Genomic DNA, 23,986 nt, shown 5'->3' on the forward strand with positions numbered 1-23,986 from the left:
GGGTGTCTCGGAAACGCCGAGCGCGCTTCAGATCGTCCGCTAGCGGAGCAGCTTGAGGACGATGACCGCGAGGAGCACGCCGACGATCAAGAAGCCCACCGCCACGCCGACGAGCGTCAGCGTCGATGGGCTGCCCTTCACGACGACGGGCGCAGGTGCTGGCGCCGGCCTCGACACCGGCGGCGCGATGCGCAGCGAAGACGGACCCTCATTGGTCCCGGACTTCGTCGGCGGCCGGACCGCGTGGGGGGATGGCATCGGCCTTGGCGACGAGAGCGGGTTGCCCGTGCTCGTCATCGGATTCGCGCCGTTCGGCTTGCGGTTCGAGGGCGCGCCATCCATCGCCGCCGGCGCGGACGCGCCTCCTCCCTGCCGCGACGACGCGGGTGTGGGCGCGGGCGCGGGCGGGGGCTGCCGCTGCGACTCCGGCTTCTGCTCCGGCACGTGCGCGAGCTCGGCGTGCGAGCGCGACGCCTTCTCGAGCACCTCCATGCTGCTCGCGGGGAAGAGCCCGGAGAAACCCTTGCCTCCGCCCGGCGCGTACGGCTTCAGCGCGTCGGCGAAGTCCGCGGCCGTCGTGTATCGATCCTCCGGCCGTTTCTCGAGCGCCTTCGCGATCACCGCGCCGAGCCCTTGCGGGAAGGTCTTTCCCGGCACGCGCGTCTCCAGCGCGAGCGGCGGCTTCGTCACGTGGTGCTGGATGAACTCCATCGGCGTGCGCGCGTCGAACGGCAGCTTGCCGGTGAGCATCTCGTAGAGGATCACCGCGAGCGAGTAGATGTCGCTGCGCGCGTCGAGCGGTTTGCCCTGGGCTTGCTCGGGCGACATGAACTCCGGCGTCCCGAAGACCATGCCCTCTTGCGTGAGCATCACGGAGCCTGGACGCAGCTCGCGCTCGGTGACCTTCGCGAGGCCGAAGTCGAGCACCTTCGGGAAGTCGCGCAGACCTCCGTTGGTGGACAAAAAGATGTTCTCGGGCTTCAGGTCGCGATGGACGATGCCTTGCGAGTGCGCCTCTTGCAGCGCGCCGCAGACCTGGATGAGCACCGGGATCGCGCGGTCGAGGCCCATCGGCCCTTCTTTGCGGACGATCTGGTTGAGGTTTTTCCCCTCCAGGTACTCCATCACGATGTAGAGCGAGCCGTCCTCGAGCTCGCCGTAGAGCAACACCTTCACCGTGTTCGGGTGCGTCAGGTGGCTCATCGCGCGCGCCTCGCGGCGGAACCTCGAGACGAGGTCTTTGCGGTTCGCGAGCTTCGGATGGAGGATCTTCACGGCCACCATCCGGTTCATCGCCGGTTGCGCGGCCTTGTAGACGGATCCCATCCCGCCCGAGCCGATCTTCTGCAGGATCTGGAACTGACCGCCCAGAATGTCTCGGCCGATGTTCGGGTCTTGCGGGCGCATCGGAGCTTCAGCGGGAAAATATCACCTCGCCGGCCTCGCTCGTCCATGACAGCCTCACGTCCGGCGAGGAAGATCCGTGAAAAGCCCGAATGGAGAGCAGGCGTCCCAACGCCCCACGCCAACCCGGGATTCCGGTAACCCCCCAGTCGAAGCCCTCGGCAGCCCCCTCGACGCCCCCCCCTCCGGGCCCCCCCTGGCGGGCGCGCCGAGCCCTGTTTTCTCGGCACTTCTCGACGCCGAGGGCTTTCGCCACGCGTTCTTCACGCGCTCGGGCGGGGTCAGCCTTCCCCCGTGGGACTCCCTCAACGTGGCCGCCGCCGCCACCGGGGACGACCCGGCCGCCGTGCAGGAGAACATTCGTCGTTGCGCCGCGGCCCTGGGTGTGCCCCTGCCGCGCCTCTACATCCTCAGCCAGGTTCACGGGACCGACGCGCACATCCTCGACGGCACCGAAGACCGCGACGAGGTCGTGAAGCGCCACGGCGACATCACCGCCTCGCGCACGCACGGCGTCGCGTGCGGCGTGCGTTCGGCCGACTGCGTGCCCGTCTTGCTCGCCGATCGAAAGAGCGGCGCCGTCGTCGCCGTGCACAGCGGCTGGCGCGGCACCGTGGCGAACGCGACCACCGCAGGCGTCGCCGTCCTTCGCACCCTCGCGCCTTCGCCGAGCATCGTCGCGGCGATCGGCCCGCACATCGAGTCCTGTTGCTTCGAAGTCGGCGACGACGTCGCGGCCTCGCTCCTCGGCGCGTCGAACGCAGGTGACGACGTCGTCGATCGCAGCCGTGCGCGCGTGCACGTCGATCTTCGCCGCATCGTCCGCGCGCAGCTCACGGCCGCGGGCGTCGAGCCCGCGCGCATCGACGATGTCCGCGGCTGCACCGTGTGCGACGCCGAGCGCTGGTTCTCGTATCGGCGCGACGCTGCGAAGAGCGGACGGCTCCTCTCCGCGATCGTCGCGCGCGCCTGATCAGCCGCCCTGCGGGACGAGGACGATCTTGCCGCTGCGGCCTTCGCGCTCGGCGTGCGTCACGGCTTCCTTGATCCGATCGAGCGTGTACGTCGCCTCCACCGGCACGGCGACGGCGCTGCTCGCGACGAGGCCTGCGAGCCGCTTCCACAGCTCGCGCAGCTCCTCCTTCGGGATCGTCGCGAGGTGCGAGGCGAGCCAGAAGCCACGCAGATGGATGTCGCGGAACACGAGGTCGTTCGTCGCGATGTGCCCCGGCTGTCCGCTCAGCATCCCGTAACTCACGACCGTGCCGCCGCGGCCGAGACAACCCGCGATGCGTGTCGTCGCGCCGCCCGCGACCGCGTCGAGCCCGAGCTTGATCGACGCGCCGCGCGTCGCTGCCGTGATGCGCTTGCCGAGCTCTGCGCCGTCGACGAGCACCACGTTCGCGCCGAGCTCGCGCAGTGCGTTCACCTGCGACGCGCGCCGCACCACGTTCACCGTCTTGATGCCGCGCTCCTTTGCGAGCGTGACGATCCACCGGCCGATCGCGGAGCTCGCCGCGTTCTGTACGAGGAAGTCGCCGGGACCGAGGTTCACGAGCGCCGTCAGCAGGAAATGCGCAGCGAGCGGGTTCAACGTCGCCATCGCGAGCTGCGCGGCCGGCACGCCTTCCGGCGCGGGGATCACGTCCTCGGCGAGGACCTTCACCCGCTCGCGCCACGCACCCGCGCCGATCGGCAAGAGCACGCGCATGCCACGCTCGATCCCGCGCACGCCTGGGCCCACGTCGATCACGCGGCCCACGCCTTCTTTCCCGGGCACGGTGGGCAGCCGCGGCAACGCGCCGTAGATGCCTGACAGGATCAAGAGGTCCGACGGGTTGATCGGCGTCGCCTCGACCGAGACCGTGATCTCGCCCTCGCGCGGCGATTCCGGCTCGGGCACCTCGAGGAAACGGACCGCCTCGGCCGGGGGCCCGAACGCATCGACTCGAATTGCCTTCATGTCTCGCTAAAAGGGACGCTTCTTCAGGTCCTTCACGTTGCCGAGCGGGCTCTCCTCGGGTTTGTCCTTCATGAGCCCGCGTAGCACTTCCTTCACGTCTTTTTGAGGCGGCCGAGGGTCGTCCGAGGGAACCTTTTTCTCGCCGCTCCCCGCTTGCGACGGCTGGTTGCCGCTCGCGCTCGGATCACGGTTTCCCTTCGCGTCGCCGAGCTGCGAGGCCGCCATCGAGCGCTGCAGGAGCACCTGCGCGATCTTGCGGTGGTAGGCCTGGCGCGTGTTGTGGAGCAACGACTCGTACGCCGTGTCCTGCACGAGCACGTACTTGAACGTGTACGTCGCGCGCGGAATGCGGCCGCGCTGGTAGAGCACGTCCGCTTCGACGAGCCGATCGAGCTCGCGCTGGAGCGTCGCCGGATCGATCGGCGAGACGGCCTCGATGAGGTCGTAGGTGAACTCGCGGCCGAGGATCGCGCCGAGCTGCGCCACGCGTTTGGCTGAGCCGAGCCGGTCGAGGCGCGCCATGAGCGAGTCGCGCAGCGTCGCGGGGATCGCGAACGCGGGCAGCGGACCCGTGAGCTCGAAGCGACCGCCGCGCTCCTCGAGCAGCCCCGATTCGAGCAGCATCTTCGTCACTTCCTCGACGAAGAGCGGCACGCCGTCCGTCTTTTCGACGAGCTGATCGAAGACCTCCGAGGGCAGCTCTTTCCCCTTCGTGATCTCCTCGACCATCATCTTCACGCGCTTCGGCGTGAGGCGGCTCAGCGTGACGGTGCTGACGTGCGAGCGCGCGGGCCACGGCGGGACGAACCCGGGGCGCGCTGTTCCGAGCAGCATCACGCTCACGGTCGGCAGGTCGTGCACGATGTCGCCGAGGATCGCGAGCGTCGCGGGATCGGCCCAGTGCAGATCCGCGAACATGATCACGAGCGGACGGCGCCGCGCGAGCGAGTCGATCGCGCTGAAGAGCACCTCTTGCAGCTTCGTGCGTTGATCCTCCGTGCTCATCGCCGTCGGCGGGTAGCGATGCCAGACCGGCAGGCCGAGCAGCGCGCCGAAGATCGGCATCACCTCCGGCAGCGGATAGCCGTAGTGCGTGAGCGCGCGCTCGATCTTGCTGATCTTCTCCTCGGGGCTGTCACGCGGGACCAGCACGAAGAGCTGGTTCACGAGGCCTGCGATCGGGAAGAGCGAGCGGTCGCGCTGATCTTGCAGGCAACGTGTCTCGACCCAGGTGTGGGGCGACGCTTCGAGTCTGTCGCGGAACACGCGCGTCAGGCGCGACTTGCCGATGCCCGCCTCGCCCGAGATCAGGAGCAACTGCCCCGAGCCCTCTTCCACGCGGGCCCAGCGATCGAGCATCAGGCCGAGCTCCAGATCGCGGCCGACCATGGGCGTGAGCCGGCCCGTCGTCATGCCTTCGATGCGGCTCTTCGCGCCGCTCTCGTCGCTCACCTGGTACGTCTCGACCGGCTGCGCGTACCCCTTCAGCGTGCGCAGGCCGAGGCTCGCGCACTGGTAGTAGTTGCGCACGAGCCGGTACGTCGTCCCGCTGATGAGCACCGTGTTGCGCCGCCCGAGGTTCGCCAGGCGCCAGGCCATCGTCGGCGTCGCGCCCGCGATCGCGGCCGGCTTGCTCGTCGCCGCGTCGTCGACGATCTCCCACGTCAGTACGAGGCCCGTGTGCACACCGACCCGCACGTCGAGCAGCGGTTTGTCGTGGCGGCTGTTCAGCTTCTGCGCCGTCTCCACGAGCTCGAGCGCTGCGCTCACGGCCCTGCGCGCATCGTCCTCGCGCGCGATCGGGTAGCCGAAGTACGCGATCTGTCCCTCGCCGAGCGGCTGCGCGGGCTGGCCCTTGTAGCCCTTCATTACCTGCGCGAACGCGTCCTCGTACTCCTTCATCGACTCGCGCAGCTTCTGCGGATCGAGCTTCGAGGCGTTCTCCGTCGAGGGCAAAAGCTCGTACGAGACGATCGTGAGCTGCCGGCGCTCGCCCTCGGGCATCAGCGTGTCGGTGCCCGCGCGCAGCACCGTCCCGATGCCCACCTGCATCGGCTCCGAGCCCTTCGCCGCGGCTGTCGGCTGCGCCTTCGCCTCGGCTTCGGCCTTTGCCTGCGCCTCGGCCTCGGCGACCTTCTTCATGTTGTGCCGCGAGCGTGACGAGGGGCGCGTGTGCGTCCGCTCCCGCTCCGACCGCGCGAGCGCGCCCGAGGGCATCGTCGCCGGCGGCGGGTTGCTCGGCGTCTTCGGCAGGGCCTGCGGGCGCAACGTCTCGGCGTGCTCGGTCATCCGGATCGGATCACCTTCGACCTTCGGCGCCTGGCCCGTGAGCATCGTCCGCTGCGCTTCGGTCTTCTCCGGCGGCCCAATCCCGAGGCTCTCCGCCAGCGCCTTGACCTGATCCCACACGGTCGGGAACCGCTTTTTCGGATCCCGATCACACGAGCGCAAGAACCACGCGTCGAACGACGTCGGCAGGCTCTCGTCGCGGACCGACGGCGCCTCCATCGGCCGCGTGAGGATCTCGACGAGCAGCTCGGCCATCGTGTGGGCCTTCCAGTAGACCTGCCCCGTGAGCAGCCGGAACGCGATCAGCCCGAGCGCCCACATGTCCGCCGGGGGCCCCACACGCGGCGTGTCGCCGGTGGCTTGCTCGGGCGGCATGTAGAGCGGCGTCCCGAGCACCGCGCCCGTGCGGGTCAGGCGCGCCTCTTCGATGTTGCCGTCGTCGCCGGCCATCTTCGAGATGCCGAAATCGAGCACCTTCACGATCACGCGGCCGTCGTAGTGCTCGTGCAGGAAGATGTTCTCGGGCTTGAGATCGCGATGGACGATCCCGAGCGCGTGCGCCTTGCTCAGCGCGTCCGCGACCTGCCAGTAGATGCCCACGACCTCGGCGGCGGGCACCTTTTGCATCCGTTGCACGTAGGCTTCGAGATCCGAGCCGCGGAGCAGCTCCATCACGAGGAACGGCGCGTTGCCGAGCTCGGCGGCGACGTCGGCGTCGATCACGCGCACCACGTGATCGCTGCGGATCCGGGCGGGCAGCCAGGCCTCGCGCTTGAAGCGCTTGACGAGCTTCGCATTGGTGCCGACGTGCGCTTGCAGCACCTTCATCGCCAGCTCTTCGCCGGTGTACACGTGCTCGACGAGGTACACCGTCCCCATGTTCCCCTCGCCAATGGGGTGAACGACGCGATATCGAGATGCGATGAGCTCGGGGATCTTCTCCGGCAGCATAGTCAGCGACGCGCACCACACCGGGCGGCTGGCCGGGCATCTTCGTTCCCGTACACGTGCGCTTGGCAGGCATGCCTCGAGGCGCGCGCGGCTGGGACGGGGAAGGACATCCCGAGCATCGTATTCTTCCTCTTTGCGGCTTACCAGCCTTCTACATGCGGATCGTTCGCCCCTTCGCGCGTGCTCGCCTTACGGAACGTCGGCAAATTCTTCGCGCCTGGTCACGACCCTTGCCACCTCGCGCGGAAGAGGTCCCCTCCGGTTTTTCGGATGACGCCCTCGGATCGTTCCCCTCCGGATCGATCGCTCCATTTTTGGCCGCGGCGAGGCCTCCAAGGTAGTGTCGTGTCGTACGCGACGGGAGGTTGTCCTACATGACGAAGGAACGACGCAGGAAACGGAGCGAGATGATCCAGGAGGCGGCCAGCCTGTATCTCGAAGCCGTGATCGAGCGGAACCGGATCAAGGCCCTGGCGCTCGCGAGCGACGAGGGGCTCCTCGTGGCCGGGGCCGGGGCCGGGTACGACCACGACTGGCTCGCGGCGCTTGGCGTCGTGACGGGTGAGCCCCATTTCGATGACGTGATCGAGGAGATCACGCGCGGCGAGGGGATGGTCTCGTTCGACGTCCCGGTCCATGGCCGCATCCTTCGGCTCTCGGCGGTGGGCAAGATGCCTCCGTCGCTCGAGGACGCGAGCGCCGCGCTCTCGCGAATCTTCGCGCCGCTCTTCGGGGCGAGCCCGCCGGTCGTCGCGTCTTCCTGACTTCGCTGCCTTCCTGATACCTTCGGGGTCGTGCTTGTCCTCCGCTCGACCTCGACGCCTTTTTGTGCGCTTCTCGCCTCCTTTCTCGCTGCCGGCTGCGCGCCTGCGCTCTCCAGCATGCAGCCGGCGCACGTGGCGCCCAAAGGCCACGTGCAGGCGGAGATCGGGATGGACGTCTCGGTGCCGACAGGCCCGATTTCGGACGTCATCGACGTCGCCACGGTGCTCGTCGATGCCGCCGACGATCGCGAGCTCACCCAGGCGGAAGTCGATCAGATTTACGCTGCGGCCGGCGGTCTCTTCCTGAACCCGCCTTCCGTGACGCCGCACATCGGCGTCGGTTATACGGCCGTCGACAACCTCGAAATCTCGCTCCGCTTCGCCACGAGCTCCATTCGCCTGGGCGGCCGGTATCAATTCTTGAACAAGGAGCGGCACGGCGTCGACGCCACGGTCGGCCTAGGGCTCGGCTATTACGTCTTGCCTTTACCGCTCGGAGACACGCTCCAGATCATCGAGCTCGAGGATTTTTCGCGGTATCAGGTCGACATTCCGATCGCATTCGGCACGCACGGGAGCTGGTATCGGCTCTGGGGCGGGCCGCGGTTCATGTACACGCATTTCGGCACGTCGCTGAAGCTCGCGATCCCGGAGGTCGTCTCGAAGGCGATCGCGGGCCGCACGGAGCTCGCGTCGTTCGGCGGAAATGCGTTTTACGTGGGCGGACAGGGCGGCGTGGCCGTCGGCTACAAGCACGTATTTTTCGGTTTCGAGCTCACGCTGGTGCAGCTCATCTCGAGCGGCACCTTGGAGGTGCTCGCCAAGCCCGTGCGCGACCTCGACCACAATAGCTTCATCGTCTATCCGGCGCTCGGATTCATGGGTGAGTTTTGAGCTCCGGACGCCCGGCTCCGTGCATCGTCCCTCGGCGGGGGTAAGATGTCCTCGCGCCGGCCCGCGGCGCCCGAGGAGGCACGATGATCGATCTTCATTTTTGGCCCACGCCGAACGGCCGCAAAGTCACGATCCTGCTCGAAGAGGTGGGGCTCCCGTACCGGGTCGTCCCGGTGAACATCGGCCGCGGCGACCAGTTCAAGCCCGAGTTCCTGGCGATCAGCCCGAACAACCGGATGCCCGCCATCGTCGATCACGACCCCGAGGGCGGCGGCGCGCCGATCAGCGTCTTCGAATCGGGCGCCATTCTGGTCTACCTCGCCGAGAAGACCGGCCGCTTCCTGCCGAAGGACGCGCGCGGCCGGGCCGAGACATTGCAATGGCTCTTCTGGCAAATGGGCGGGCTCGGCCCCATGGCCGGCCAGGCTCACCATTTCCGCATGTATGCGCCCGAGAAGATCGAGTACGCGATCGATCGATATACCCGGGAGGTGAACCGCCTCTACGGCGTCATGGACAAACGCCTCTCGGATCGTGACTACCTCGCGGGCGACTATTCGATCGCGGACATGGCCGCCTGGCCGTGGGTCGTGCCGTGGAAGGCGCAGGGGCAAAACCTCGATGATTTCCCGCACTTGAAGCGCTGGTTCGACGCGATTGAGGCCCGCCCGGCGGTCAACCGCGGCCGCGACGTCGGCCGCGAGCTCGTGCAGAACCCGAGCCAGACGATGGACGACGAGGCGAAAAAGCTTCTGTTCGGACAATCGGCCGCCACGGTGCGCGGCCGCTGAGAGGATGTCCCGTGCTCCCTCCCTCTCCGGCGCGTGGAGAGGGAGGGCTATCGTGGGTGAGGCTCAGACCGCGGGCTCGGCCGCGCGCTTCGCCAGGTAGTCGATCAGATCGATCTTCGAGATGATGCCGACGACCTTCGTGCCGTCGGTGACGATGGCGACGCGCGCGTCGTTCAGCACGCCCTTCAAGAGCTCGACCTTCGTGTCGACGGTGACCGTCGCGTACTCGCTCTCGATGAGCTCCTTGATGTGCGAGTCGAGGCTGCCCTTGCCGCCGACGAGGTGACGGAGCAGGTCGACCTCGTGCACGAGCCCGCAGAGCTTGCCCTCGTCGACGATGGGGATCTGGCTGATCCCGTGGGTCTTCAGCTTGCTGATGACCTCGCCGACCCGGTCCTGCGGCCGCGCGGAGACGACCTCGCCGAGGGGTTTGCCCGCGAGCAGATCACGCACTGTGCCGAGGCTCTTCTCTTCTTCGAGGAAGCCGTTCGAGCGCATCCAGTTGTCGTTGAAGATCTTGCCGAGGTACTTCGAGGCCGCGTCGGGCAGCAGGATCAGGATGTTCTCCTTCCGCCCGCTCTGCCGCGCGTACTTGATCGCGCCCGCGACGGCCGCGCCCCCGGATCCGCCGACGAACAGGCCCTCCAGACGCACGAGATCACGCGTCATGAGGAAACACTCCTTGTCGTCGACGCGGATGACCTCGTCGAGGATCTCCAGGTTCATCGTGCTCGGGAAGAAGTCCTCGCCGATGCCCTCGACCTTGTAGCTGAAGGGCTTCGTGATGCGGCCCGTCTTTACGAAGTCGTAATAAAGCGAGCCCACGGGATCGACGCCGACGAGCTTGATCGAGGCCTTCTTCTCGCGGAGGTACTTGCCCGTGCCGCTGATCGTGCCGCCCGTGCCCATGCCCGCGACGAACACGTCGAGGTCCTCGCCGACCTGCTCCCAGATCTCGGGGCCCGTCGAGAGGTAGTGCGCGCCCGGGTTCGAGGGGTTGTGGTACTGGTTCGCGTAGAAGCAGTTCGGTGTCTCCTCCGCGATGCGCTTGGCGACCTGGTAGTAGCTGCGCGGATCATCGGGCTCGACGGCCGTGGGACAAACGACGACCTTCGCCCCGAACGCGCGCAAGGTGTCGACCTTCTCCTGCGACATCTTGTCGGGCATCACGAAGACGCACTTGTAGCCTTTGACGGCCGCGTTCATCGCGAGCGCCGCGCCGGTGTTGCCGCTCGTCGCCTCGACGATCGTGCCGCCCGGCTTGAGACCGGCCGCCTCGGCGTCCCGGATCATGTTGATGGCGACCCTGTCCTTGTGGCTGCCGCCGGGGTTCAGGTACTCGCACTTGACGTAGATGTCGCTCGCGATCCCCTCGGTCACCTTGTTCAGCTTGACGACGGGAGTCCGACCGACGGCCTTCGTGATGTCACTCAGGGCGCCTCGCATCATGGGGGACGTTTCTAGTAGGCCACGAGAACCGACACAAGCTTTGTCAGGCACACCCGCGCGCGCCGGAGGCCCGGTGTGCGCGTGCGGACGGACCGGAAAAAGTGCCGCGATCGCCTGCAAAACGTCTTACCCTCGAAGGGTGGTCGCGGGGCGCGAAGCGCGCGAGGTGGCCCATCCCTCACCATGGCGGATCGAGAGATACGCGCGAGATACGAGCTGCTCGGAGACGCCCACGGCGCGTCGGTGAGCCTCTTCCGCGCGCTCGATCGCGTCACGGGCAAGGCCGTCGCGGTCAAGATCCTCCGCGGCGCGACGCCGGATGACGCAGCGCGTTTCGCGCGGGAGACGAGCATCCTCGCGACGCTCGATCACCAAGCGATCGTGCGGTACCTCGATCACGGTACGACCGAGGCGGGTGAGCCGTTCCTCGTGATGGAGTGGCTCGAAGGTATGACGCTCGCCGAGCGCCTCGCCGAGCCCGCGCCTCTCACGATCTCCGAGTCGATCCACATCGCGACGCGCGTCGCCGAGGCGCTGGAGGCCGTGCACACGCTCGGGATCGTGCACCGCGACGTGAAGCCGGAGAACGTCCTGCTCGCCGCGGGCAGGCCCGACGATGCGCGCCTGCTCGACTTCGGCATCGCCCGCGCGACGAGCCCCGCGCGCGCGTTGACATGCGACGGGCTCGTCATCGGCACGCTCGGGTACATGGCCCCCGAGCAGGCCCGCGGGGAAGGCGAGATCGACGCGCGGACGGACCTCTTCGCGCTCGGCTGCCTGCTCTTCGAATGCATCGCGCAGCGCAGGCTCTTCGCGGGCGCGAGCGAGGGCGAGGTCCTCTCCGCGGTGCTGCACACGGCCGCGCCGCGCCTCTCCACGATCGTGCCGAACGTGCCGCCTGCGCTCGACGATCTCGTCGCGCGGCTGCTCACCGAGGACCCGGCGTCGAGGCCGCAGAGCGCGGCGGCCGTGCTTCGCGCGCTCGCCGCGATCGACGTCGAGGAGGCCGTCTCGGAGCGACCTTCGGGCGCGCCGCCTGCGCTCACCGAGCGCGAGGTGCGCATGCGCGACATCACGGCGGCGCGGACGTACGTCGAGGCCTCCGTGATGCTCCTCGGTGCGCCTTTCGTGGGCCGGGAGCGCGAGCTTGGGGCGCTGCTCTCGGCGCTCGAAGCGTGCCTCGAAGAGGTCTCGCCGCGCGCGGTGCTGGTGACGGGTCCGCCGGGCATCGGCAAATCGCGGCTCGGGCGCGAGCTCGTGCGCGAGGCGCGGGCGCGCGGGATCACGAACGTGGCGATCACGCAGGCGGGGCGCTTGACGGCCGACGCCTCGGTCGATTGCGCCGAAGCGCTCGCCATGGCCCGCGCGGGGCGCCCGGCGCTCCTGCTCATCGACGATCTCCAGTGGTGCGACGCGCGCTCCATCCACGCGCTCGGCGACGTCCTTTGCGAGCTTTACGATCGCCCGCTCTTCGTGCTCGCCCTCGCGCGGCCGGAGCTCTTCGACGAGTTCGGCCACACGGCCGGCGTGACGTTCACGCAGGTGATGCCGCTCGCGCCGCTGCCGCGCAAGGCTGCGGTCGAGCTTGCGCGCGGGTGGCTCGGCGATCGGGCCGAGGCTGCGCGTGTGGATCGCGTCGTCGAGCGCGCGGCGGGCCTGCCGCTCGTCGTCGAAGAGCTCTCGCGTGCTGCGCTCGAAGGGCGCGGCGACGAGCTTCCCACCTCGGCGCGTTCGCTCCTGGAGACGCAGATCGGCGCGCTCGACGCGGAAGCGCGGCGCACCTTGCGCGCGGCGAGCATCTTCGGCGACGTCTTCTGGTCGGGCGGCCTCTCGGCGCTGCTCGGCCACACGCGCACGACGACCGAGAGCGGCAGGCTCCGCGTGCTCGTCGATCGTGGCTTCGTCGTGCCTCACGCGGGCAGCCGTTTTCCCGGGGAGCAAGAGCTCGCCTTTCGCCACACGCTCGTGCGGGAGGCGGCCTACGGCATGCTCACCGAGGCCGATCGCGCGCTCGGACACGCGCTCGCCGCGGCGTGGCTGGAGCAGAAGGGCGAGCGGGACGGGGTCCTCGCCGAGCACTATTACCGCGCCGGGGATCGTGCCCGCGCCTCGCTCCACGCCGAGCGGGCTGCGCGGGCTGGGTTCCGCTGGTAGCATTGCGGCCTGCGCGGCGCGTGCGGCGAGAAAGAAGGGAGGTGGTCCGGTGCTCTCCACCAGCTCGGTCGAGGTTCATCGCAACGGCGTCTTGCCGTTCATCGTCGCCTTCGAGAATTTCCCTCGGCTCGCGCATCGCATCCTCGTGCAGCACGGCATCTGCGTGGACGACGGCAAGGGCGGCGCGTCCTTCGTCGACGAGTGGTTTTCGCTGCGCGACTGGCTCGCCACGCTCGCCAGCATCAAGCGCGAGATCGGCCCGAATGCGCTCTACAAGTGCGGCGAGAGCATCATGGCGAATGCCGCCTTCCCGCCGGACCTCCGCGACGTCCAGGCGGCCCTCGCGTCGATCGACATCGCCTACCACGCCATGCATCGCCTCGGCGGCCGGCTGATGCTCGACCCGAAGGACGGTACGACGCTCGAAGGCATCGGCCATTACGCCGTGGCCCGGGCTTCCCTCCCTGACCGCCGGATCGAGATGAGCGTCGACACGCCGTACGACTGCGCGGCCGAGGTCGGCATGGTGCTCGGGATGGCGAAGCGGTTCGAGCCACGCGCCACGATCACGCACGTCCCGGGGTGCCGCATCGAGGGCGCGCCTCGCTGCACGTTCGTCGTGGAGTGGTGATCCGCCTCCGCCCCTCGTGGTGGTAGAGTCGATCGGGATGACGGACGCGCACGGCAAGCGGCAAGCTCTTCTCGTCGCCGTCGCCGGGAAGCCGGAATCGGCGCCTCGGGTCGCCTCGCCCCTCGCGCGCCTCGCGCGCGCCGCGCGTGTCGTGCCCACGACCGCGGCCGAAGCCGTCCGCCGCGCGCCCGATCTCGCGGCCAAGCTCGCGGGCGAAGGCGGCTGCCTCGTCCTTGGCGAGGACGTGCCGGAGGACGCCGCGCGTGCCCTCGTCGCGGCGACGTCCGGCGTTCGTATCGTCGTCCCGACGGCGCTCGCGCGGGCGCTTCGGGACACGGCGTCTCCCGACGTGATCGACGCGGGCGCGCTCGTGCTCGAACCGATGTTCCTCGCGCTCGTCGAGGAAGCGCGGCGTGAATCGATGGGCGCGCTCGTGGGTTTGTCCGTACGCGCGCCGGCGGGCCGCCGCATCCTGCGCGCGGCCTCGACGCGCACGCCTTTCGTCGCGGGCGCGCGCATCCCGTTCGAGCTTCCTGCCGACGTCGCGGCGCGGCTCGCTCGCCTCGCCGCCGGCCCGTTCGCGCTCGCGGACGCGGTCGTTCCGGGCGCCGCGCGGGGGCTCGAAGTGACCGAGGCCGTCGCGGCCGTCGGCGCCGATCGGCTCGTCTGCCACGCGCGTATCGGCGACGTCGTCGTCGAGGTCGATCTCGACGAGGAGATGCAGGGCGAGGGGCCCTTCGAGGTCGAGGTCGTCATGCGACGCGGCGCGCTGGTTTGTCGCTGGAGCAAGCAGGGCGCATCGCTGACGCGAAAGGCGCTCCTTCGGGACGGCCCCGTGCGGCTCGACGTCGTCCCGAACCCCTTGGAAGTCGCGACGCGCCACGCCTTGGCGGCGCCCCGCATTGCGGAGACGCCCTCGCCGGCCTCGCTCGCCGGCGCCGCGGCGTCCGTCGCCCTTGCGCAGGCGAGCGTCGAACGATATGCGACGCGTGCGACGAACCGACCGATCGAAATGGTCCTCGTGCACGTCCCGCGTTATCGCAACAGCTACGACGAGCTCGAATTGCCCTCGCTCGCGGCTGCGCGGCTCGCGGCGTTCACCCGCGGCCACGGTTTTTCCACGCGCATCTTCGACTTGCAGATCTCGCACGCCGACGACCGGCTCGATGGCTTCGTGGACGACGCCGCCGTCGACGGCTGGCTCGCCGGCGCCGAGAGCCCCGCCGTCGCGGCGGCGGCCGAGCACATGTGGAATTCCTTCGGCCCGGAGCTCGTGGCCGCCGCTGCATCCGGCCGCCGCGCGCTGGTCGGGTTCTCCATCGTCGATTACTTCGGCCATTTCCAGATGAACATCGCGGCGTGCCTCGCGCGGCTCGTCAAGGAGCGGACGGGGTTTCCCACGGTGCTCGGCGGCGAGCGGGACCAGGTCGACGGCGACCGCGCGCTCGGCACCTCGAAAACGTTCGATTACGTGGTCGACGGCGACGGCGAGGTCCCGCTCCTCGGCCTCTTGCACCTCGAAGCGTACCGGGATCGCCGCGCGGCCGACATTCCGGGCGTCTGGTCCCGCGAGGGCGAGAGCGTCACGAAAAACAAGCTCATTCGCTCGCACCTCAACGCCATGCCGCGGCCCGATTTCGACGACGTCCCGTTCGACCTCTACCGCGGCAAACCCACCGAGCGCCTGCTCGACGCCCTCGCGCGGGACGGCCTCTACCACGGCGAGCCCATCGAGCCCTTCGTGTATCTCCCTTATGGATTCGTGAAGGGGTGCACGGCGAAATGCGAATTTTGCAGCGCCAAGGAGTGGCTCGACGTCCAGTCGCCGGAGAAGACCGCGGACGAGCTCATGGCCCTCGCGGAGCGATACGGGGTGCGGGACTTCATGTTCCTGAACAACCTCGTCAACGTGAGCCCGCGCCTGCTCGAACGCATGTGCCGGCGGCTCGTCGATTCGAAGGCGGGCCTGCAATGGACCGACTCCTGCCGCCCCACCGACATCTCCGCCGAGCTCGCCGCGCTCATGCGCGAATCCGGCTGCCTCCTGCTCAATTACGGCGCCGAGAGCGGCAGCGACAAGATCCTCGAATTGATGAAGAAGGGCCTGCTCTCGCGGGACATCATCGAGACGCTGCAGAATACGCATCGTGCCGGCATCATCAACCGCGTCAATTTCATCTCCGGCTATTTCCACGAGACCGAGGAGGACGTCGACGCCACGGTGCACCTCGTGGAGACGCTCGCCGAGGAGATCGACATCGTCGGCTGTTTCCAGGGGTTTTACCTGTTCCCCGGCATGGGCGTCGACCCGGAGGACGCCGGCATCGTGCTGCGCCCGGGCTTCGACCGATTGAAGACAGGTCAGGTGACGCTCGCGTACGACGAGATCGGCGGAATGAAATGGGAGGAGAAACGCGACGTGATCGATGCGTCGCGCAATCGAATCCTCGCGCGCATGGGCGAGCTCGGCATCCGCACGCTCGACAAGATCAACGAGTACGACCTTTTCTGGATGTCGCGGCGGTACGACAAGGCGACCGTGACGAAGTACCTGCTCGAAATCCCGCCGCGGCCCGTGGGGCGGCGCAACCAAGCGGCGATGGCTCCGGGCGGCCAGCGAGGGCGCGTGGACGTGGCTCCGGGCGGTTCGGGCTATCTCGGCTGAGGTTTACCCGGACAGCCTGCCGAACGGCAAGAGCACCCCGAGCCGCGGCGAGGTTCGTCCGAGGCGCCGCGTGAACGACGCGCTGCGTACCTCGAATCCATCGTCCGTGCACACGAGCGTGCCGCCGCCCTTGAAGAATGCCCCCAAGAGCTTTCGCGCGAACATCTCGCCGTCGGGGTCGAGCGGGGCCGGGGCGGGGAGGAAAACCGCGGATTCGAAGGAGAGCGCGGCGCCGTCCACCCGGGCGCCTTCGAGCGCGACGGCCCGCGCCTCGTCGAGGTAAAGCACGGGCCGCGTAAGCGCGCGGGTGAGCGCCTCGGCTTGCACGCGCGGGAGCGCGGCGACGACACGCGAGGCCACGGCCGCGGCGCGTTCGCAGCCGAACGAGCACGGGGTGAAGGGGACGACGCGCCGCACGGCCACGTCGAGCAGCGGATGAAACGACGCGCCGAGCGCGCGGGTGCGCGCGGCCGTGACGTACACGAGCGCCGCGTTGTTCCGGCGATCGGCGAGCGCCACGAACGCGGCCGTGCAGCAGGGCGGATAGCCGAGCAGCTCGCCGATCACGAGAGCGTTCCGGGACGAACCCTGCTCCCAGAGCGATGCCGCGCGCGCGGCGAGATCCGGGTCGGTCGAGAAAAACGCATGCACGGTCGCCTCGCCCGAGGCGCCTTCGATGCGCCGGCCCGTCGCGCCCTCGACCGCGAGCGGCGCCGCCTCCGCGCGCGCGAGGGCCATCGCCGCGCCTGGGTGCCGCGCGCGCGCGGCTTCGAGCGAGCGGGCGGGGACCACCAGATACAGCACGGGTTTGTCCCCGTTCGTGAACGCGACCTCCTCCAGGTTCTCGGACAAACCCGGCACGGGCGCGTCCATGGGCAGCGGCTCCGCGGTCTCTGCGGCCTCTTCCCAGGCGGGATCCACGTCGAGACCGATCGCGGCCGCCCGCCTGCTTTGCCCAAGCGCTCCGCGTGCCGCCGTTTCCCACGCGGCGACCTCGGGCGCGCCCACCTGCACACGCTCGCCGCCTGCGCGCACGCGCCGGTATCCGCGCGAATCATCGTGCAGGAAGAGCTCGTGCCCGAAGCTCCGCGCCCGCGCGGCGAGCTCCTTTTCCTGCGCCTCGGAGAACGCACCGCGGCGCAGGATCACCGCCTTCACGCCCCGTTCGAGGCACAGGCTCGCCCGGAAAAAACCTTCGTCTCCCCCCGAGGTCACGACGGCCGCGCGCGGGCTCCGGGCCAAGAGCGCCTCGATCGCTTCGAGGCCGCCGCCTTCGGGCTCGACGAGCACGTCCCCATCCGCCGCCGCGAGCGAGACGTCGCCTGTGCCGAGGAGGATGACGGGCTGCCGCACCCGGTGTAGCCTACTGGCTTCCGGGCCCCGATGCGATCCTTGCCGCTCGTTCGCGAGGCGGGTGTGCCGCCCCTCTCTCTGCCTGCCCAAGATGCGCGCGGCGAAGGCGCGCTCCCGGCGGCCGTCCTCAGCTTGCATAGCCATCGCGACCGCTCGTTCCTCGACGACGTGGGGCTGCACCACATCGCGGGCGCGATGCGTGCCGCGGGGATCCCGGGCGACCTCGTCGTGGCGCACCTGCCGCGCGGCGCAGAGGCAGAAGCGAGCGCGGCCTGGGACGCGCTCGTCCGTGCGCTTCGCCCGTACCCGACGATCCTTTACGAGCGGCTCTGGAGCACGGCGATCGTCGCGCGGCTCGCCCGCGAATTGCCTGAAACGACGTTCGTCCGCCTCGTCGGCGAGCACGACCTCTCGGACGCGCCGGCGAACCACGTTTGTCCGGCAGAACCACAGGCGGTGGTCGCGCTCCTCTCCGCGCTCGCGGGCCGGGCGCTCCCGGATGAACCGCTGCCGCGGTATGCGCCGCTGCTCCGGCCCGTGTACGCGACCGCGGACGCGCGCCCGCGGTTTCCCTCGTTTCCGATCACGGGCAACACGGGCTGCCCGTACCAGGCCGACGCGCGGGAGAACCCGCTTTATGCGGGCACGAAGATCCCCGAGGGCGCGGGCCGCGGCTGCGGGTTCTGCACGACGGGCAACCATTACGAGTACAAATCGCGCGACGAGGCGCTCGCGTGGGCGCTCGTCCAGCTCCGGTATCTGCGCGCGAATGCGCCGGAGATCGAGGCGCTCGTCCTGCGCGACCAGAACCCGTTTTATTACCTCACCGAGCTCGTCGAGGCGGCCGAGGCCGAAAAGCTCGGGCCCTTCACGCTGCTCATCGAATCACGCGCCGACTGGTGGCTCCAGAACACGACCCGCTTCACGCGCGCGCTCGCGTCCGCGCGGCGCTCGTCGATCCGCCTCGCGCCTTTCCTCGTCGGCGTGGAGAACTTCTCCCAGCCCGAGCTCGATCGCTTCAACAAAGGCGCGACGCAGGAGACGCTCGTCCGCTTCCTCGAAGCGCTCCGCCGCTGGAACACCGAATACGCGCCCGCGATGGATCTCTCGCATGCGGCCTTCGGCTTCATCCTGTTCACGCCGTGGACGACGCTTTTGGACCTCCGGACAAACCTTGCATGCATGCGACAAACCGGCATGCACGAGCTTCGCGGGCACCTCTTGCTCTCGCGCGTGCGGCTTTATCCTGATACGGCGCTCTACTATCTCGCCGAGCGGGATGGCCTGCTCGCCGACGCCTACGAGAGCCCCGAGGACGACGCGAGCGCGCGTTATGGGTATCTGCCTGCGCGCCCATGGCGGTTCCAGGACAAACGTGTCCGTGCCATCGCCGAGCTCGCGGCCGCATCCATTCGGCGAAGCGGGGGCCGGGACGAGCTCACGCTCTTCGAGACGCTGCTCGCGCTCGTCTCGTCCGCGGCCGATCCGGCGCTCGTGACGGTGGACGACGTCGAGCGCGCCATGGCCGCGAAGGGCCGCGCGCGCGGCCGGGACGTGGCCGAGACAACCGGCGTCGTCTTTCGGGATCCGCCGAGCGTCGAGGGCGAGGCGGCCGCGAAGAAACGCGAGCTCGCCCGGACGATCGTGAACGCGCCGTCGCTGCCCGTGGACCTGCCCGCGTTCGGGCTCACGCTGCTCGACGTGAATGCGGACAAACATCACGTCGAGCTCGTGCTCGGGAAACGGGATCCGATCGCGCGCCTGCGGCTCGGCTGGGACAAGGCCGCGGGCAAAGCCACGGTGGAGGTTTGTCCGAGCGTACCGGAGGCCGCGCGGTGGGCGAAGGCGTTCGAGGCGATGGCGGCGCGACTCGTCGTGGCGACGACGAAAGAGCGATGGGAGCGCGCCGCGGGGCTCGGAAAGGAGCTCGCGCGTCTGCCCGTGGGTGTGCCGCTCGGCTTCTTCCGCCAGATCGTGGCGGGTATCGAGCCGCCCGAGGGTATCGTGCGGACGGGCTTCGGCTGCAACCAGGACTGCGGCATGTGCTGGCAGGGCCGCGATTGGGGGCGCTACGGGCCCGAGCAGGTCGTTCGATGGATCGAAGACCTATGGGCGGCCGGCGCGCGCGCGCTCATCGTCTCGGGCGGCGAGCCCATGCTCGACCCCGAGCTCATTCGTTACGTGGAGCGAGCGCGCGCGCTCGGTTTTACCGGGGTGACGCTCGAGACGAACGCCATCCAGGCGAGCAAGCCGGGGTATGCCTCGCGCCTCGCGAAGGCGGGCGTCACGCAGGCGTTCGTCTCGCTCCATAGCGGCGATCCCGCGGTCTCGGATGCCATCACGCGAGCGCCCGGCACGCACGAGCGGACCGTGCGGGGCATCCATGCGCTGCTCGACGCGGGCATCCCGGTCGCGCTGAACGCCGTGACGACGGCGGAGGGCATCGACGCGCTCGGGGCGTTGCCCGATTTCATCCACGACACGTTCGGCCGCCATCCGAGCCTGATGCATCTCATGATCTCGTACCCGACGATGCCGTTCGATCGTGCGCTCGTCGGGACGATCGTGCCGGATCCCGCGCGTCTCCGGGCCGCGCTGCGGAAGGCGCTCGATCGCGCGTTTGTCTTGGGGATCGTGGTACGCGGGCTCGATGGGCCCTGCGGCCCGCCCCTCTGCGCGTTCGGCGCCGACGAACGGGTCATCTCGGGCAAACCCATCCCCGGGCCGGTCGAGTTTCGCCGGAAGGTCCCTGCGTGCGAGCGTTGCGCCGTTCAATCGGCGTGCTTCGGCGTTCGGCACATCGATGTCGAGCGCTTCGGGGAAACGTGCGTCATGCCGATCGAGCGCCGTTCGTCGCGGTCGACCTAAAAAAATCGGGGCCGCTTTTCAGGGCGGCCCCGATTACGGGATCAGCACGAGGTATACGCTGGGATCAGCGTTTGCGCAGACCGAGCTGCACCTGGAGCTGACGGCGGAGCTTGCGGACCTGATCGGTCGGGAGCTTGCGAACGAGCTCCGCGGCGTGCGCGCGCTCGTCTTCCCCCGGGAAGGTCAGCAAGTAGAGGGGCGGCAGCGAGAGCCCCCGGGCGAGCCGGGAGATCGTCTGGATCGTGATGGCTGCGAGCCCGTGTTCGACGCTGGAAAGGTGTCCCTTCGACAGCTCGCTCGCGTCCGCGAGCTCGGCCAGGGACATGCCTCGTTCCAGACGAAGCTCACGGATGCGGCCACCCACCTGCGTTGCGAAAGGATCCGGTACGGTTCGTCGCGGCATGGCGTTTCTTTCGGGACATCCTCACGGACGACCCCGCCGGCCCTCCACGTGCCGGATCAAGGAAGTGGTTGATTGCAGGACCTGGAACCTGGTTTGTCGTCGGGCGGGCGCAGGCCCCACGTCCACCCTGTTATGCTTTTGGGCGAGCACGCCCCTACTATGCACCGTTCCGACGAACCTGGGCACTGGAAAATACGGTTTTATTGATGGAACCGAACCCGCGCCCCGTTTGTCAAAGGAACTCATGGTTGTAATTCGTGTTACGTATCGATGCATGCGCGCACGCTCCCCTCCCGAGGCGAAGCGCTCGCCTCGGTGACCGGCAGACGCGCGCAAAACGCGAGGGAACACGCGCGTCTTCCCGAAGATCTCGATGATGCGGCGCGTGCAACGATGACGCGCCGGCGGCCTTTGACGTGATCGTTATGATCGGCTCGGCCGAACCTTCGCCCCCCGCGCGGAAGCGATGGGCGCACCGAAAGAGACCCCCACAGCCCTCGCGGGTTTCGTTCGAGACGCGAGGGGTGCGAAAAGAACGTAGCAGTCGGCCCGGCGCTTCGGTCCGTGGCGGGTCCGTGAATGGCGAGCGGCTCAGCCGGTAGGGCCGGCCGAGGCGCGCGGCAAGATGCGGCGGAGCCGGCCCGCAATCTCCATGACCGCCGCCTCGCCCTTGACCGAGCCCTCGATGCGCCGCTCCGAGGCGGTGCCGTCATCGTTTGGCGCGACAAATAAGGGGATGAGGCGCGATGCGTAACCAGCAACGGCGAGCCGCTCGGCGTCACGATCGAGGTCGAACTCGAGGATCCGCAGGCGAGGAAAGATGTCGTCGAGCTCCCCCTTCTCGGCCGCGTGATGGAACCTTTGGCAGGGCTCGCACCACGTCGCGCCCACGTAGACGAGGAGATCTCGTCCGTCCTTGCGAGCACGCTCGATCTCGCGCCGCACGGACGTCGCGACGTCCTCCCCCTCGGTCGCACGAACCCACTCGACACGTCCCTTCGACGCCGCGGATGCAGCCGGCTTGGGCTCCGGCGTCGGGGTCGGGTCGTTTGAACATGCCGCGGCGCCCAGGATCGCGGCCATGGAGAACGATAGCGCCAAACATTTCCACTTCGAGGCGGCCTTCATCGCGCGCAATGTACCACGCGAAAAACGAAGGAAGACGCGGGTATCAGCGCAGGAGCGTGACCGAGACGGGGGATTTGCGGATGCCGGCGAGCGCGAGGGTGGCGTTGCGAAGGAGGCGCTCGTTCGGCTCAAAGCGGAAGTGGAGCAAGGCGCGGCCCCCGCGCACGTCGAGATCGGGGATGTCGAAGGAGGCGACGCCGAGGAGCGCCTTGCGCACCGAGGGGCCGAGGAGGCGTTTGGCGTCGTCGGGCTCGGCCTCGATGAAGAACAAATCATCAAAACGTTCGTCCCCGACCTCCGCCTCGCGCACGAGGCCGATCGCCTTGCCGACACCATGCAAGAACGTCTGGGGGCGAATCCGCAATGGCGGTGTTCCGGCGGCGACGGAGGTCGTGACGAAGACATGGACCTCGGCCGGGGTGTCGTTTTGCGCGTAGGCGACTTGGGCGAGGATCGAGAAGGGCGCGTCGTGCGCGTGGAAGCGGGCGCGAAAGGCGTACTTGGTCTCGGCCTCGACCTCGGCGTCCTTGGCGAGGGCGAGCGCGGCCAGGCGGAGCCCACGCTCGGCGGCCTCGCAGGTCTCGAGGACGATGCCGGCGATGAAGAGGTCGATGAAGGGGCGTAACGAGCCCGAGAGCTGCGGATCGGGCGCCTCCTCGGGGAGCGCGCGTTGCTCGTCCTCGAGGTCGGGCGCGAGATCGATCGCGTGATCGAGGGCGTCCCGATAGGCGAGGAGCGTGGCCTCGGCGGCGAGGAGCTCGGCCTCGGTGGTCGCCGGGAGGCGCGCGCGGGCGCGGCCGTCGCGGAGGGCTTCGGCGAGCTTGGGAGGCAGGTGGTCGAGGAGCGCGTCGGTCAGCGTGGCCTCGCGTTCTTCGACCTCCCGAGCGAGGTCCTGCACACGGGTACGCAAGCCCTGGAGCGGATCTCGGTAAGCACCGTCGTTGCCGCGCACGTCGGCCTGGGAGGGTATCCGAGCCGCGCGCCGTGCGCGAGCGCCGCGCCTTGCCAGGAGGCCTCGGGGAGGGGCATCCTCTCGCCCATGGGTCGCGACGACGTCAAATTCACGGCAAAACTCGGTGATCGGGAGCATTTCCCGGATCTGGAGCCGCTCGTCTATTGCAACCACGCGGCCATCTCGCCGCCGTCCTGGCCCGTGCGGCGCGCGATGCAAAACGCGATCGCAGACTGGGGACGGCGCGGGTCGCAAGCCTTCGGGACCTACGGGGCGCAGCGGGCGCGGCTACGCGAGAAGCTCGCGCGGCTGGTCGGCGCGTCGGTTGAGGAGATTGCGTTCCTCCCGAACACGTCGTCGGGCGTGACGGCGATCGCGCTGTCGTTCCCGTGGAAGCGCGGCGATCGGGTGATCCTGTTCGAAGGGGAGTTCCCGGCGAACGTGACGCCGTGGATGCGCGCGGGGGAGCTCTTCGGCGTGGAGCCTGTGTTCCTGCCGCTGTCGGATTTCCAGGAGAGCGACGAGCGAGGGCTCGGGCGGCTCGCGGAGGAGCTCGCGAAGGGCGCGCGGCTCGTGGCGGTGAGCGCGGTGCAGTTCCGGACGGGGTTACGGATGCCGCTCGGGGAGATGGCGCGGCTCTGCCACGCGCACGGGGCGGAGCTCTTCGTCGACGGGATCCAGGCGACGGGCGCGGTGCCGGTGGACGTGCGCGCGCTCGACATCGATTACTGGGCCTCGGGCGGGCACAAGTGGCTGATGGGCCCCGAGGGGACGGGGATGCTGTACGTGCGGAAGGAGCGCGTGGAGGCGCTGCAACCGCACGTCGCGGGGTGGTTGAGCCACGAGGACGCGGTGCGCTTCCTGCTCGAAGGGCCGGGCCACATGCGGTACGACCGGCCGTTCAAGAAGCGCGCGGAGGTGTTCGAGGTCGGCTGCATCAACGCGATCGGGCTCGTGGGGCTCGAAGCGGCGGTGGATCTCGTGGTCGAGCTCGGCGTGGAGACGATCCACGCGCACGTGGTGCGCTGGGGCGACGCGGTGGAGCCGGGGCTCGTGGAGCGAGGTTTCACCAGCCTGCGCGCGCCCGAGGCGAACCGGCGGAGCGGGATCCTCGCGGTGCTGCCGCCGAAGGACATCGACGTGGTGGCGCTCCAGCGCGCGCTGCTCACCCGCGGGATCAGCACGGCGATCCCGGACGGCGTGCTGCGGTTCAGCCCGCACTGGCCGAACCACGTGGACGAGGCGGAGCAGGTGCTCCTCTCGACCGAGGACGCGCTCGCCGAGCTGCGAGGCGCGCCGCGGGCGCGATCGGAGGATTGGTAGGAGA

The 23,986-nt window shown here is 69.1% G+C and carries 17 protein-coding genes; 9 read left to right on the forward strand and 8 right to left on the reverse strand.

Features of this window, described 5'->3' with window-relative positions; all coding sequences use genetic code 11:
- Positions 1-39 precede the first annotated feature (39 nt).
- Complete coding sequence (locus QHF89_RS18980) at positions 40-1,407, reverse strand: serine/threonine-protein kinase (RefSeq protein ID WP_136928916.1); 1,368 nt, start codon at positions 1,405-1,407, stop codon at positions 40-42.
- Between the two features lie 193 nt (positions 1,408-1,600).
- Here QHF89_RS18980 and pgeF point away from each other — a divergent pair, with 193 nt between their 5' ends.
- Positions 1,601-2,377, forward strand: coding sequence for a peptidoglycan editing factor PgeF (pgeF, locus tag QHF89_RS18985; RefSeq protein WP_136969105.1), 777 nt, complete (start codon positions 1,601-1,603; stop codon positions 2,375-2,377).
- On the opposite strand, the gene QHF89_RS18990 is transcribed toward pgeF, so the two are convergent.
- Together QHF89_RS18990 and QHF89_RS18995 are read right to left on the reverse strand one after the other, a co-directional pair.
- Positions 2,378-3,367: a zinc-dependent alcohol dehydrogenase family protein gene (locus tag QHF89_RS18990; protein WP_136928915.1), complete on the reverse strand. Its 990-nt coding sequence runs from the start codon at positions 3,365-3,367 to the stop codon at positions 2,378-2,380.
- A gap of 6 nt (positions 3,368-3,373) precedes the next feature.
- On the reverse strand, positions 3,374-6,607 hold the full coding sequence (locus tag QHF89_RS18995) for a protein kinase domain-containing protein (RefSeq protein ID WP_136969046.1): 3,234 nt from the start codon (positions 6,605-6,607) through the stop codon (positions 3,374-3,376).
- Between the two features lie 374 nt (positions 6,608-6,981).
- Here QHF89_RS18995 and QHF89_RS19000 point away from each other — a divergent pair, with 374 nt between their 5' ends.
- The 3 genes from QHF89_RS19000 to QHF89_RS19010 all read left to right on the forward strand — a co-directional run bounded on the left by QHF89_RS19000 (position 6,982) and on the right by QHF89_RS19010 (position 9,056).
- Positions 6,982-7,371 carry a hypothetical protein gene (locus QHF89_RS19000; RefSeq protein WP_136928913.1) on the forward strand — a complete coding sequence of 130 codons (390 nt, stop codon included), beginning with the start codon at positions 6,982-6,984 and terminating at the stop codon, positions 7,369-7,371.
- 30 nt (positions 7,372-7,401) lie between these two features.
- On the forward strand, positions 7,402-8,265 hold the full coding sequence (locus tag QHF89_RS19005; RefSeq protein WP_284720675.1) for a hypothetical protein: 864 nt from the start codon (positions 7,402-7,404) through the stop codon (positions 8,263-8,265).
- 83 nt (positions 8,266-8,348) lie between these two features.
- The gene (locus tag QHF89_RS19010) at positions 8,349-9,056 is read left to right on the forward strand and encodes a glutathione S-transferase N-terminal domain-containing protein (protein ID WP_136928912.1); all 708 of its coding nucleotides are present in this window, start codon (positions 8,349-8,351) and stop codon (positions 9,054-9,056) included.
- A gap of 63 nt (positions 9,057-9,119) precedes the next feature.
- Here QHF89_RS19010 and QHF89_RS19015 read toward each other — a convergent pair whose 3' ends face one another.
- Complete coding sequence (locus QHF89_RS19015; protein WP_136928911.1) at positions 9,120-10,505, reverse strand: cystathionine beta-synthase; 1,386 nt, start codon at positions 10,503-10,505, stop codon at positions 9,120-9,122.
- A 183-nt stretch (positions 10,506-10,688) separates the two neighbouring features.
- On the opposite strand from QHF89_RS19015, the gene QHF89_RS19020 reads away from it, so the two are divergent.
- From QHF89_RS19020 to QHF89_RS19030, 3 genes are read left to right on the forward strand one after another with little or no spacing between them, the layout of a single operon-like run.
- Complete coding sequence (locus QHF89_RS19020; RefSeq protein ID WP_136969045.1) at positions 10,689-12,659, forward strand: serine/threonine-protein kinase; 1,971 nt, start codon at positions 10,689-10,691, stop codon at positions 12,657-12,659.
- 49 nt (positions 12,660-12,708) lie between these two features.
- The gene (locus QHF89_RS19025; RefSeq protein WP_136969044.1) at positions 12,709-13,290 is read left to right on the forward strand and encodes a hypothetical protein; all 582 of its coding nucleotides are present in this window, start codon (positions 12,709-12,711) and stop codon (positions 13,288-13,290) included.
- Between the two features lie 37 nt (positions 13,291-13,327).
- Positions 13,328-15,955 (forward strand): B12-binding domain-containing radical SAM protein, encoded by a 2,628-nt coding sequence (locus tag QHF89_RS19030; protein ID WP_136969043.1) that lies wholly within the window; start codon positions 13,328-13,330, stop codon positions 15,953-15,955.
- A 3-nt stretch (positions 15,956-15,958) separates the two neighbouring features.
- On the opposite strand, the gene QHF89_RS19035 is transcribed toward QHF89_RS19030, so the two are convergent.
- On the reverse strand, positions 15,959-17,308 hold the full coding sequence (locus QHF89_RS19035; RefSeq protein WP_136969042.1) for a hypothetical protein: 1,350 nt from the start codon (positions 17,306-17,308) through the stop codon (positions 15,959-15,961).
- 30 nt (positions 17,309-17,338) lie between these two features.
- On the opposite strand from QHF89_RS19035, the gene QHF89_RS19040 reads away from it, so the two are divergent.
- A complete protein-coding gene (locus QHF89_RS19040) occupies positions 17,339-20,176 on the forward strand; it encodes a radical SAM protein (protein WP_136969041.1) in 2,838 nt (945 codons plus the stop codon).
- 64 nt (positions 20,177-20,240) lie between these two features.
- Here QHF89_RS19040 and QHF89_RS19045 read toward each other — a convergent pair whose 3' ends face one another.
- The 3 genes from QHF89_RS19045 to QHF89_RS19055 form a co-directional block, all read right to left on the reverse strand.
- Positions 20,241-20,579: a helix-turn-helix domain-containing protein gene (locus tag QHF89_RS19045; RefSeq protein ID WP_136928905.1), complete on the reverse strand. Its 339-nt coding sequence runs from the start codon at positions 20,577-20,579 to the stop codon at positions 20,241-20,243.
- 591 nt (positions 20,580-21,170) lie between these two features.
- Positions 21,171-21,707 (reverse strand): TlpA family protein disulfide reductase, encoded by a 537-nt coding sequence (locus QHF89_RS19050; protein ID WP_136928904.1) that lies wholly within the window; start codon positions 21,705-21,707, stop codon positions 21,171-21,173.
- Between the two features lie 43 nt (positions 21,708-21,750).
- On the reverse strand, positions 21,751-22,617 hold the full coding sequence (locus QHF89_RS19055; protein WP_284720676.1) for a hypothetical protein: 867 nt from the start codon (positions 22,615-22,617) through the stop codon (positions 21,751-21,753).
- Positions 22,618-22,746: 129 nt separating this feature from the next.
- Between QHF89_RS19055 and QHF89_RS19060 the strand changes: the two genes are divergently transcribed.
- The gene (locus QHF89_RS19060; protein ID WP_136969039.1) at positions 22,747-23,982 is read left to right on the forward strand and encodes an aminotransferase class V-fold PLP-dependent enzyme; all 1,236 of its coding nucleotides are present in this window, start codon (positions 22,747-22,749) and stop codon (positions 23,980-23,982) included.
- Positions 23,983-23,986: the final 4 nt, after the last annotated feature.

Origin of the sequence: Polyangium sorediatum (assembly GCF_029946465.1) — a bacterium.
Lineage (GTDB): Bacteria > Myxococcota_A > Polyangia > Polyangiales > Polyangiaceae > Polyangium > Polyangium fumosum.